This window comes from Arcobacter suis CECT 7833 (assembly GCF_003544815.1).
GTDB lineage: Bacteria > Campylobacterota > Campylobacteria > Campylobacterales > Arcobacteraceae > Aliarcobacter > Aliarcobacter suis.
The window spans coordinates 763,148-775,228 of sequence record NZ_CP032100.1 but is presented as its reverse complement, the minus strand read 5'-3'; the positions used below and the strand labels follow the sequence as shown (position 1 = coordinate 775,228).

At 27.5% G+C, this 12,081-nt stretch carries 10 protein-coding genes; 7 read left to right on the top strand and 3 right to left on the bottom strand.

Going from position 1 to position 12,081, the window contains the following annotated elements; all coding sequences use genetic code 11:
• Nucleotides 1-36 precede the first annotated feature (36 nt).
• On the top strand, nucleotides 37-840 hold the full coding sequence (locus tag ASUIS_RS03810) for a DNA ligase (protein WP_118885808.1): 804 nt from the start codon (nucleotides 37-39) through the stop codon (nucleotides 838-840).
• A 5-nt stretch (nucleotides 841-845) separates the two neighbouring features.
• Here the strand turns inward: ASUIS_RS03810 and ASUIS_RS03805 are convergent, their stop codons facing one another.
• From ASUIS_RS03805 to ispG, 3 genes are all read right to left on the bottom strand, one after another.
• The gene (locus ASUIS_RS03805) at nucleotides 846-1,244 is read right to left on the bottom strand and encodes a type II secretion system protein (RefSeq protein WP_118885807.1); all 399 of its coding nucleotides are present in this window, start codon (nucleotides 1,242-1,244) and stop codon (nucleotides 846-848) included.
• 65 nt (nucleotides 1,245-1,309) lie between these two features.
• Nucleotides 1,310-2,752: a replicative DNA helicase gene (locus tag ASUIS_RS03800; RefSeq protein WP_118885806.1), complete on the bottom strand. Its 1,443-nt coding sequence runs from the start codon at nucleotides 2,750-2,752 to the stop codon at nucleotides 1,310-1,312.
• On the bottom strand, nucleotides 2,752-3,813 hold the full coding sequence (ispG, locus tag ASUIS_RS03795) for a flavodoxin-dependent (E)-4-hydroxy-3-methylbut-2-enyl-diphosphate synthase (protein ID WP_118885805.1): 1,062 nt from the start codon (nucleotides 3,811-3,813) through the stop codon (nucleotides 2,752-2,754). Before ispG ends, ASUIS_RS03800 begins: the two co-directional genes overlap by 1 nt.
• 109 nt (nucleotides 3,814-3,922) lie before the next feature.
• Between ispG and ASUIS_RS03790 the strand changes: the two genes are divergently transcribed.
• Genes ASUIS_RS03790 through ASUIS_RS03765 form a run of 6 tightly spaced genes read left to right on the top strand, consistent with a single transcriptional unit; the run spans nucleotide 3,923 to nucleotide 12,065 of the window.
• On the top strand, nucleotides 3,923-5,998 hold the full coding sequence (locus ASUIS_RS03790) for a sensor histidine kinase (RefSeq protein WP_118885804.1): 2,076 nt from the start codon (nucleotides 3,923-3,925) through the stop codon (nucleotides 5,996-5,998).
• A gap of 55 nt (nucleotides 5,999-6,053) precedes the next feature.
• The gene (locus ASUIS_RS03785; protein ID WP_118885803.1) at nucleotides 6,054-6,785 is read left to right on the top strand and encodes a CvpA family protein; all 732 of its coding nucleotides are present in this window, start codon (nucleotides 6,054-6,056) and stop codon (nucleotides 6,783-6,785) included.
• Nucleotides 6,786-6,797: 12 nt separating this feature from the next.
• Nucleotides 6,798-8,318, top strand: a complete 1,521-nt coding sequence (lysS, locus tag ASUIS_RS03780; protein ID WP_118885802.1) for a lysine--tRNA ligase — start codon at nucleotides 6,798-6,800, stop codon at nucleotides 8,316-8,318.
• A 32-nt stretch (nucleotides 8,319-8,350) separates the two neighbouring features.
• On the top strand, nucleotides 8,351-9,613 hold the full coding sequence (locus tag ASUIS_RS03775) for a serine hydroxymethyltransferase (RefSeq protein WP_118885801.1): 1,263 nt from the start codon (nucleotides 8,351-8,353) through the stop codon (nucleotides 9,611-9,613).
• A 26-nt stretch (nucleotides 9,614-9,639) separates the two neighbouring features.
• Nucleotides 9,640-10,641, top strand: coding sequence for an SPOR domain-containing protein (locus ASUIS_RS03770; RefSeq protein WP_118885800.1), 1,002 nt, complete (start codon nucleotides 9,640-9,642; stop codon nucleotides 10,639-10,641).
• Nucleotides 10,642-10,655: 14 nt separating this feature from the next.
• Nucleotides 10,656-12,065: an anthranilate synthase component I family protein gene (locus ASUIS_RS03765; RefSeq protein WP_118885799.1), complete on the top strand. Its 1,410-nt coding sequence runs from the start codon at nucleotides 10,656-10,658 to the stop codon at nucleotides 12,063-12,065.
• Nucleotides 12,066-12,081: the final 16 nt, after the last annotated feature.

The following is a 12,081-nucleotide window of genomic DNA, read 5'->3' as shown; positions in this document are numbered from 1 at the left end:
TACATATAATATAAAATATTATTTACTGGAAATATTATGAAATTATTTATACTACTTTTTCTTTTTATTTATCTAAATTCTCAAGAACTCCAAAAAGCTAAAAATTATGATAATACAAAACATAATATTACAAACTGGTATATGAGTGAAAAACTAGATGGAATAAGAGCTTATTGGAATGGAAAAGAGCTTTTAAGTAAAAATGGAAATAAAATTTATGCGCCAGATTGGTTTATAAAAAATTTTCCACCTTTTGAACTAGATGGTGAATTATGGAGTAAAAGGAATGATTTTGAGAACATTCAAAATATAGTTTTAGATACAAACCCATCCATAAAATGGAATGAAATAACCTATAACATCTTTGAAGTTCCAAATGAAAAAGGGAACTTCAATAAAAGATTAGAAAAAATAAACTCTTGGTTGAATAAAAATCCTAATAAATATATCAAAATAATTCCTCAAAAAGTCTGTAAAAATGAAACTGATTTAAATACTTATTTAAAAGAGTTACTAAACAAAAAAGCGGAAGGAATAATGTTAAAAAATCCTAATTTAGACTATTTTAATGGAAGAAGCGAAAATATTTTAAAGGTAAAAAAATTTTATGATGAAGAAGGAATGGTAATTGGCTTAAACTATTCAAAAGATGGAAAATTTAAAAGTGTAAAACTTAAATTAAATAATGGAATAGTTTTTAATTTAGGTGGTGGTTTTTCAAATATACAAAGATTAAATCCACCAAAAATTGGAGATATTGTTACTTTTAAATATTATGATTTAACCAAAAATAATAAACCAAAATTTGCCTCTTTTTTAAGAATAAGAAAAAAAGAATAAATTATTTAATATAACTCATAAGAAGCTGTAACAATTTTAGCTTCTCTGATTTTTTTACAAATTGTTGTATCTTTTTGTGTATCAACTACAACTTCAATAGATTTATTATCACTATCTGAAGTTTTTATTTCTAAAAATAAACATAAATTTTTATCACTTAATTTGGTGTCTGTTAGAATCCAATTTGTTTCATTTATTGTTAAAACGTCACTTATTTTTTCAATTTTTTGATTTAATAAATAATAACTTTGGATTGATGAAACAGCTGTATTCAAATCTCTTTTTATTGTAGAAACTAAAGCTGAATCTTTTGTGTCAATATATTTTGGAATAGCAAAAGAAGCAACTATCCCTAAAATCACTATTGCAAAAATAAGTTCTAAAAGTGAAAATGCAGATTTCATAATAATCCTTAAAATAATTTTAAAGATTATATGTATTTATATCTTAAAATAATATAATATGTTATTTAAAAAATATCAGGTATGTCAATATTTGTTTCTTTCTGCGTATCTGCAACAGTTTCAAATATCATTTCTATAGGTGCATGATTATGATCATTTTCTTTATCCACAAATCTAGTAAGTGCTTTTTGAAAATTAAGTTTTACAGTTCCTATTGGTCCATTTCTTTGTTTCCCAATGATTACTTCTGCTTCTTCTTCTGGTTTATTTATAAATTTTGATTTATAATCCTCACCTTTATCTTTAGCTTCTTTCTCTTTTCTTGCTTCATCTCTTTCTTTATAAACATCATCTCTATAAACAAACATTATAATATCAGCATCTTGCTCAATTGCTCCAGATTCTCTTAAATCTGATAACATTGGTCTTTTATCTGGTCTGTTTTCAAGTCCCCTATTTAGCTGAGAAAGAGCGATAATTGGAATTTTCATCTCACGTGCAAGCATTTTAAGTCCCCTTGAAATATCAGAAACCTCTTGATGTCTATCTTTATTTCCTGTTCCTTGCATAAGTTGAAGGTAATCTATAATTACAAGTTTTATATTATTCGATTCATTTTGAGCAAGTTTTCGCACTCTTGCTCGAAGTTGATTAATATTAATACTTCCGCCATCATCAACAAAAAGTTTTTTTGTGTTTAAATCATCAAAAGCACCACTTAAATTTGTCCATTGTTGATCATCTAAATCACCTTTTCTAAGATTTTGTAGAGGAATTGAAGTTTTTGCAGATAACATCCTTAACATAAGTTGTTCTGCTGGCATCTCTAGGGAGAAAAATATTACACCTTTTCCTGCTTCAACATTTTTTAAAGCCATATTTAAAACAAGGGCTGTTTTCCCCATGGCTGGCCTTGCTGCAATAATAATTAAATCCCCTGAGTTAAAACCTGTTGTTCTTCTATCAAGTGCTTCAAATCCTGTTGTTTCACCAATAAGATGTTTATTCCCCATTTTTTTCATTTGTTCTATATACGAAAGAGTGTCGTGTGTTATAACTTTCATATCTTTTAATTCTGAGGTTGCAGAATCTGTTGAAATTTTATAAAGTTCACCTTGAATAGTATCAAGAGCTTCGTTTGCACTCATTTCCTCTTCAATAGCAACTTTTTTAATTGTCGTTGCAAGTGTGGCTAACTCTCTTTTAACTGAGCCATCTTTTATTTCTCTTACATAAGCTAAAGTATTTGTAATTGGATTTGCAGATAAAATTTCTAATAAAATTGAATCATCTACATCCTTTGAATCAACTCTTTTTCGTATAAATTCTTCATCAATTGGCATATCATCATTATGAAGTCTTACCATTACTTCAAAAATTTTCTTATGGGCTGGTAAATAAAAATCTTTTGGTTTTAAAACACCCAGAACATCTTCAAGTTCTTCTGGATTAAATAAAATTGAACTTAATACTGCTCTTTCAATATTTATACTGTAAACACTATCCATTAATGACTCTTTTGAGCTTCAAACTCAACTTCTTCAATAAATCTATTTATTAATGCATCACCTGAAAGTTTGGCAATAATTTCACCTTTTTTCATTACAAGACCACTACCTTTTCCAAAAGCAATTGCAACATCAGCACTTTTAGCTTCTCCTATTGCATTTACAACACATCCCATAACTGAAACATCAAGTGGTGTTTTAATATGAGCAGTTCTTCTTTCAATTTCAGCAACGGCACTAACTAAATCAGCTTCAATTCTTCCACAAGTTGGACATGAAACTATATTTAATCCCTCTTTTGCAATTCCCACATCTTTTAGTATGGCCTTTCCTACTTTTATCTCTTCTTCTAGTTCTCCAGTCATTGAAACTCTTAAAGTATCACCTATTCCATCAAGTAAAAGCGAACCTAAAGCTATTGAAGATTTAATAGTTGAGTGAAATTGAGTTCCAGCTTCTGTTACACCTAAGTGAAATGGATAATTATTCATAGGTCTTAATCTTCTATAAGCTTCAACTGTTCTTTGAACATCACTAGCTTTTAAAGAAACTTTTAAATTTGTAAAACCTAAATCTTCAAGATATTTGATATTATAATCAGCACTTGCTACCATACCTTCTGGCGTTTGTCCATATTTATCTTCAAATTGTTTTTCAAGCGACCCTGAATTTACTCCAATTCTTATAGGTATATTTCGCTCACTGCAAGCACGTACTACTTCTTGAACTCTTTTTCTATCTCCAATATTTCCAGGATTAATTCTAATACAATCTACAACTTCAGCAGCAATTAAAGCTAATTTATAATGAAAATGAATGTCTGCTACAAGGGGTAGTGAAACTTGTGATTTAATCTGTTTTAATGCTAATGCTGCTTCCATATTTGGAACAGCAACTCTTACTATATCTGCACCTGCAAAATGTAAAGCTGTAATTTGTTCAACTGTTGCTTTTACATCTGATGTTTTTGTAAATGTCATTGATTGTACAGGAATTGGAGCATCACCTCCAATTGGTACATTTGCGACGAATATTTGTTTAGTTGGGTATCTTTTAATCATGTTGAGATTTTATCACAAATTTATTAATTCTAAATGAAAACATTAATCAAAAGAAAAGTTACATTTTAATATGATAACTTCTTATAAATCTACTAAAAGTCTATAATTAATGTACACAAAAAAAAATGTTTTTCTTGCTATCTTTTCTTTTTTAATTTTAGCTATTCTTATTCTATTTGGAACTTATTATTACACTTTAAACAAACAAAAAACTTTATTAGACTCTATATATGATTCAGCAAATACCAGTATTTTAAAACTTACTGAAAATTCCTTAAGCAATAAAACAAACACTACATTATCAATAGCATTAGCTCTTGTTAAAGATTATAATTTACACAAACTTATGAGCACTCAAGAATATGATAAATTCGATTATAAAGATATTTCTGAGCAAATGAAAAATAATACAAAATTCAAAAATATCTGGATTCAAATTATAGATAAAGAAGGAAATAGTATATATCGTTCTTGGACTGATAAAAAAGGAGACAATCTTCTTTTTAGAAAAGATTTAAAAAAATTTATAGATGATAAAAAAATTTCCACTTCTATTAGCGTAGGATTATATTCTATGACCATAAAAGCAAGAGCTCCAATAATTGATGAAGAAAATAATTTTTTAGGAGCACTTGAAATTATTAGCCATTTTAATTCTATTGCTTATGATTTAAGAGAAAATAAAATTGATACTGTAGTAATTACAGATAAAAAATATAAAGAAATGCTAAAACTTCCTTTTACTAAAATGTTTATTGACGATTATTATGTTGTAAATGAAAATGTGAATAAAGAGTTAGTTACTTATTTAGAAAAAAATAAACTTGAAAAATATTTAAAAATCGATAACTATATCATTGAAAATGACTATTTAATATCAAAATATGATTTATATAATGATAAAAATGAAAGATTGGGATACATTTTAAATTTTATGAAACTTGATGATATTGATATTAGAATTGTAAAATCTTTTAAAGTTCAAATTATAATGATTTCAGCAATTGCATTAATAGTTATCTTTTTTTCATTTTTAATTTATCTTTATACAAGTTATTTAAGACAATTAAAAATTCAAGAAAATAAAAAAGAATCAATTCTTAATTCTCAACAAAATATCATTGTAATAACTGGTGGAAATGAGATTATTGACGCAAACCAAAGATTGTATGATTTTTTTAGTGATACAAAAGATTTGATAAGTTTTAAAAACAAATATCGATGTATTTGTAGTGCTTTTATAGATATGCAAGATGATACTTATATTATTGAAAAATATTATAACGGAAAAAATTGGGCTGAATATGTATTAGCAAATCCAGATAAAAATTTTAGAGTTGCATTAAAAAATATGCAAGAAAACATAAGACACTTTTCTATAAAATGTTCAAGAGTCAAAGGTGAAGAGTTTATTATTGCAACTTTTACAGATATTACTCAAGAAATCGAACAAATAGAAGCAAATAAAGAAAAAGATAGAATACTTTTTCAACAATCAAAAATTGCTGCAATTGCAGATACTTTAAAAAATATTGCCCATCAATGGAGACAACCTTTAAGTGTAATAAGTACAATTACAAGTGGAATGAAACTTCAAAAAGAGTTGAATATTCTTGATGATAATGAATTTAATTTATCATGCGATGGAATAATAAATAATACAAATAAATTGTCAATGACCATAGAAAATTTCACAAACTTCTTTAATTCAGATGACAAAACAACTAGATTTTCATTGATTGAAGCCTTAGAAAATACAAAAAAATTCATGGATTCAATTTTAGAAAAAAATTCAATCCAATGTCAATTGATTTATGATAATGACATAATTTTAAACTGCAATAAAAATGATTTTTCACAAGCTATTTTAAATATTTTAGACAACTCAATACATGCATTAATAAATATTCAAAATGTTGAAGACAGAGTTATATTAATAGAATTCAAAAATAATATTTTGCAAATAAAAGATTCAGGAAAAGGTATTGATGAAAATATTATTTCAAAGATATTAGAACCATATTTTACAACTAAACACCAAGCTTTTGGAGTTGGTCTTGGGCTCTATATTGTAAATGAACTTTTTGTTAAAAATCTCGGTTATAAAATTGATATTCAAAATGTAACTTTTGACTATAAAAATAAAAATTACTCTGGGCTTAACTTTATTATAGATTTTAATTAAACTTCTATTTTGTAAAGATTAGATACAATGCACGAATTATAAGAAAAGGGACTTTATGCAAGATTTTTCTATTTTTGATTTAATTATTATAACTATTACTCTAATACTGGGACTTAAAGGCTTATTTAGAGGATTAATAAAAGAAGTATTTGGAATTATTGGAATTATTGGTGCGATTTTTGTAGCTTCAAGAATTTCAAAAGAAACAGGTGATTTATTAGCTCCAATTTTAGTTTTAGATAATCCAGCAACCATAAAATTAATTGGATTTATAACTGCTTTAGTTGCTGTTTGGATTGTAGTTTACACAGCTGGAATTATTGTTAGCAAGATTTTTTCTGCAAGTGGATTAGGTGTTGTAGATAGAATTTTTGGATTTGTATTTGGAGCAGCAAAAGTATTTTTAATATTTTCAGTTATTGCTTATGCTTTATATCAAGTTCAATCGTTTAAAAAAGTAATGGATGAAAAATTTGATAATTCATTTGTAATGCCTCATTTAATAAGTGTTGGTTCTTTTATTATAAAACTTGATACAACAGCACTTACAACAAGTGTAAATAAAGTAATAGATACAACAAAAACTTCGGAAGTTTTAGAAGAAACAAAAAATAACATAAAAGAAAATATTCAATCTACTACAAATAGTATAAAAGAAGTTGCCGAAGAAGAAATTGTAAATAATGTTAAAGAAAAAATAGAAGATACAAAAAATGCAACAAAAGAAGAAATAGACAATACAAAAGAAAAACTAAGAAGTATTGCTAATAAACCACAAGAAAATTAATTAAGGGATTTAATATTGTTTGAAAATAAATATATACAACAAAGAATTGAAAAAGCTGAAAAACTAAGAGAAGTAGGAATTAATCCTTACTCAAATGAGAGTTCAAGAAATTGTACAATTGCAAAATATCTAAATGTAAATAGTGATATTTTTCATACAGAAGAAAAAAGAGATGAAAAGAGAACTTACACAGTTGCTGGAAGAATTAAACTTTTCAGACTTATGGGCAAAGCTAGTTTTTTAAAAATTGAAGACGAAAGTGGAATGCTTCAAGTTTATGTGGCAAGAGATAATTTACCTGAGGGTTTTTATAACGACATATTCAAAAAAAATATAGAAGTTGGGGATATTATAGAAGTTTCTGGTTATCCTTTTGTAACTGGACAAGGTGAACTTTCTCTACATGCAGATGATTTAAAAATTCTTACAAAGGCTATTTCGCCACTTCCTGAAAAATATCATGGTATTCAAGATAAAGAGTTAAGATATAGACAAAGATATTTAGATTTAATCATGAATTCTGAAGTAAGAAAAACTTTCCATATTAGAAGTAAAGTAATTTCATTAACTAGAAGATTTTTTGAAAATAAAGGTTTCCTAGAAGTTGAAACTCCAATGATGCACCCAATTGCTGGTGGAGCAAATGCTAAACCATTTGTTACTCATCATAATGCTTTAGGAATTGATAGATTTTTAAGAATTGCACCTGAATTATATTTAAAAAGATTAATTGTTGGTGGATTTGAAGCTGTATTTGAAATCAATAGAAACTTTAGAAATGAAGGAATGGATGCTACACATAATCCTGAATTTACATCTATTGAATTTTATTGGGCATATAAAACTTATAAAGATTTGATTGTACTTACAAAAGAATATTTTGAATATTTATTTGAACATTTAGAATTACCAACTGTTTTACCTTATGGTGATTTAAAAATAGATTTTGGTAAATTTACAGAAATTCCATTAATCCAATCTTTAGTAGAAATTGGTGGAGTGCCTTCTGATATTGTTGAAGATAAAGATAAAATTATTGCATTTATGAAAGAAAATAAACTAGAAGTAAATGCTAAAATGAATATTGGACAACTTCAGGGTGAATTATTTGATGAATATGTTGAAGCAAAACTTATCAATCCAACATTTATTACCGAATATCCAGTTGAAATTTCTCCACTTGCAAGAAGAAATGATGAAAAACCTCATTTAACTGATAGATTTGAATTATTTATTGCAGGAAAAGAGATTGCAAATGCATTTAGTGAGTTAAATGATCCAATTGATCAACTTCAAAGATTTGAAGGTCAAATGGCAGCAAAAGAGTGTGGTGGAGATGATGAAGCACATGAAATGGATGAAGATTTTGTAAATGCTTTATCTTACGGAATGGCTCCAACAGCAGGTCAAGGTATTGGAATTGATAGATTAGTAATGATGCTTACAAATGAGCACTCAATTAGAGATGTATTACTGTTCCCAGCAATGAAACCAATAAAACACGAAATCAATCTTCATGATGATGAAGAATAATATTTATTAATAATTTTAAGGAGAATAATCAAATGAACTATATCACAAACGCAAAATTAGAACAAGCAGATAAAGAAGTATTCGAAATAATAGAGAATGAATTAAAAAGACAAACTAATCACTTAGAGATGATTGCAAGTGAGAACTTTACAAGTCCTGCTGTTATGGAAGCTATGGGTTCTGTTTTTACTAACAAATATGCTGAGGGGTATCCTTATAAAAGATATTATGGTGGTTGTGAATTTGCTGATGCTGTTGAGCAACTTGCAATTGACAGAGCTTGTAAAATCTTTGGTTGCTCTTATGCAAATGTTCAACCTCATTCGGGTTCGCAAGCTAATGGTGCTGTTTATGCTGCATTAATAAATGCAGGTGATAGAATCCTTGGTATGGATTTATCTCATGGTGGACATTTAACTCATGGATCTAAACCATCTTTTTCTGGTAAAAACTATTCTGCATTTTATTATGGTGTTGAACTTGATGGAAGAATCAATTATGATAAAGTTATGGAAATTGCAAAAATAGCTCAACCAAAAATTATAGTTTGTGGTGCATCTGCATATGCTAGAGAAATTGACTTCAAAAAATTCAGAGAAATAGCTGATGCTGTTGGAGCAATTTTATTTGCTGATATTGCTCATATTGCAGGTCTTGTTGCAGCTGGTGAACATATGAGTCCATTCCCATACGCACATGTTGTAACAACAACTACTCATAAGACTTTAAGAGGTCCAAGAGGTGGGATGATTCTTACAAATGATGAAGAGATAGCTAAAAAAATCAATAGTGCTATTTTTCCAGGAATCCAAGGTGGACCACTTGTACATGTAATAGCTGCAAAAGCAGTTGCATTTAAAGAAATCTTAGATCCAAAATGGAAAGATTACGCAAAACAAGTAAAAGCAAATATAAAAGTATTAGCAGATGTATTAATAAAAAGAGGATATGATTTAGTTTCAGGTGGAACAGATAATCACTTAGTATTAGTAAGTTTTTTAAATAAACCATTTTCAGGTAAAGATGCAGATGCAGCTTTAGGGAATGCAGGGATTACAGTAAATAAAAATACAGTTCCAGGTGAGACAAGAAGTCCATTTGTTACTTCAGGTATTAGAATTGGATCTCCTGCATTAACAGCACGAGGAATGAAAGAGAAAGAGTTTGAAATAATTGCAAACAAAATTTGTGATGTTTTAGATAATATTGAAGATACAGCTCTTCATGCTAAAATTAATAAAGAATTAGAAAATCTTGCTAGTAATTTTGTGATTTACAATAAATCGACTTTTTAGGGTTTCTATTTAAATAAGGATAAGTTATGCAAATAAAAGGTGATGAGTTTATTAAAAAAGTTCAGATTCAACAAGAAAGAGAAGAATTAGAACGAAAATTAAATGAACTTGAAGAAGTAGAAATGTCAATTAATAATGACTCTGTTATTTTGGAAAGAAACAATAATATTGAACAAAATGAACATGAGCTTGATAATATTATGCTTGGTTCATCAAATATAAACGAGGACAATAAGAAAAAATACCTGATTTTAGGTATTGTCCTTGTGGTTTTATTTTTATTAACTATAATTATTATACGCCTTTTAACAAATGATTCAGCAGGAAAAGAAGATCAATTTACATCAAATAGTGCAAATTCAACTGAAATGAAAAAATTATCAGAAAGTGATAATATTGAAGAAAATTTCCAAAAAATCATCAATGAAAGAGTAAAAAAAGATACAAATGAACCCATGATTCCAGAAGTTCAAGGAAATACATCAAATTCAACAAGATCTGAAAATACAACAAAACCAGAAGATACTAATAGTTTAAAAGCTTTTGAGAATTTACAAAAAGAAGCAGAAAGTTACAATTCTAACTCAGCTGGAATTTCAGATGAAGCAATTGATCAAACTATAAAAAAAGTGGAAAGAAGTAAATCTGTAACACAAAAAGAAAAAGTAGCTACAACTACTCCAAAAGAAGAAGTTGTTACAAAAAAAGTAGAAACAAAAAAATCTTCTATTAAAGATTTAGTCGATTCTCCAAGTAATACAACAACATCTTCAAGTGAAATTTCTTCTAATGTTTCAAGTGGATATTTTATTCAAATTGGTGCATTTACTAAAAAACCAACAGAGAGTTATGTAAGTACAATTAGAAATGCAAAATTAAAATATAAAATATATCAAGATAATGTAAATGGTGTAGCATATAACAAAGTTCTAATTGGACCATATTCTTCAAAAGCAGCAGCTAGTGAAAATGTTGAAGATGTTAAACAAAAACTAAATGTTACAAGTGCATTTGTAGTTAAATTTTAGAAAAAGTAGTATTAATGAATTTTTATAGTAAAGAGCTATTTTTAGACCAATTTACACCTGTTTCAATATATGAAAAAATAAAAAAATTATATAAAGATGAAATTACATTTTTATTTGAAAGTACTATTAATTCAAGTACAGGAAATTATTCTTACATCATTATTGGTGATAGAGAAAGAGTTTGGTATGAAAATGGAACTTGTTTTTATAAAAATGAAAAACAAGAAATTTCAACGGTTGAATCAAATCCATTAACTTTTTTAAAAAGATATTATAAAAATTTTGACAAAGAGTTTTACAAAAATAAATCTTTAGAATTAGGCGTTGGTCTTATTGATGGATTTATTGGAAATGTTGGATACGATATTGGAAAAGAGTTTGAACCAAAACTAAAGAAGTCAATGAACTCTTTAGTTGATCAATTAAATATTCCTGATTTAGATTTGATAAGACCAAAAATAATTCTTGGATTCTCCCACAAAACTTCAAAACTTGTAATTATCACTTCAATGGATGAAAAAGAAAAAGATTTAGAAATCATTGAAAAAGAACTTTTAAAAAGTTACGAATACACTCCATTAAAAAAAGCAACTATTCTTGATGAAGGGAAATTTAATTTCTCAAAAGAAGAGTTTTTTGAAATGGTTGCAAAATCAAAAGAAAAAATAAAATCAGGTGATGTTTTTCAGATTTTAATGTCAAATAGATTTACTCAAAAAGCTATTGTTGATCATCTTAGTTTTTATAGAGCCTTAAGAAGTAAAAATCCAAGCCCATATCTTTTTCTTTTAGAGTTTGAAAACTTTACAATTGCAGGAAGTTCTCCTGAAGTTATGATTAGACTTGTGGATGGACATTTGCTTTTAAGACCAATCGCAGGGACACGAAAAAGAGGTAAAACTTTAGAAAAAGACCTTGAAATGGAAAATGAACTAATCAACGATACAAAAGAGAGAGCTGAACATCTAATGCTTGTTGATTTAGGAAGAAATGATGTTGGTCGTGTTGCAAAGCCTGGAACTGTAAAAGTAACTGATTTAATGAGAATAGAAAGATATTCTCATGTAATGCACATAGTTTCAGATGTGGAAGCTGTGATTGATGATAAATACGATATGTTTGATTTATTTGCAGCGACTTTTACAGCAGGAACTATGACAGGAGCTCCAAAAATTCGAGCAATGGAATTAATAGCTCAATTTGAAGGAATAAAAAGAAACTTCTATTCAGGAAGTATCGCTTATTTTGGTTTTGATGGAAATATGGATAGTGCAATTACTATTAGAACTACAATGCTTACGCACGATACTGTAATTTTCCAAGCAGGAGCTGGTGTAGTTGCTGATTCAAAACCAGAAGACGAATATCTTGAAGTTCATAATAAACTTGCAGCTAATATCTCAACACTAAAAGACTTATCATAATCTAAAAAATAATACA

Bases quoted from the DNA above. Each gene is read 5' to 3' on its own strand.
- ASUIS_RS03810 (WP_118885808.1), top strand. From the start codon at position 37: ATGAAATTATTTATACTACTTTTTCTTTTTATTTATCTAAATTCTCAA.
- ASUIS_RS03805 (WP_118885807.1), bottom strand. From the start codon at position 1,244: ATGAAATCTGCATTTTCACTTTTAGAACTTATTTTTGCAATAGTGATT.
- ASUIS_RS03800 (WP_118885806.1), bottom strand. From the start codon at position 2,752: ATGGATAGTGTTTACAGTATAAATATTGAAAGAGCAGTATTAAGTTCA.
- ispG (WP_118885805.1), bottom strand. From the start codon at position 3,813: ATGATTAAAAGATACCCAACTAAACAAATATTCGTCGCAAATGTACCA.
- ASUIS_RS03790 (WP_118885804.1), top strand. From the start codon at position 3,923: ATGTACACAAAAAAAAATGTTTTTCTTGCTATCTTTTCTTTTTTAATT.
- ASUIS_RS03785 (WP_118885803.1), top strand. From the start codon at position 6,054: ATGCAAGATTTTTCTATTTTTGATTTAATTATTATAACTATTACTCTA.
- ASUIS_RS03775 (WP_118885801.1), top strand. From the start codon at position 8,351: ATGAACTATATCACAAACGCAAAATTAGAACAAGCAGATAAAGAAGTA.
- ASUIS_RS03770 (WP_118885800.1), top strand. From the start codon at position 9,640: ATGCAAATAAAAGGTGATGAGTTTATTAAAAAAGTTCAGATTCAACAA.
- ASUIS_RS03765 (WP_118885799.1), top strand. From the start codon at position 10,656: ATGAATTTTTATAGTAAAGAGCTATTTTTAGACCAATTTACACCTGTT.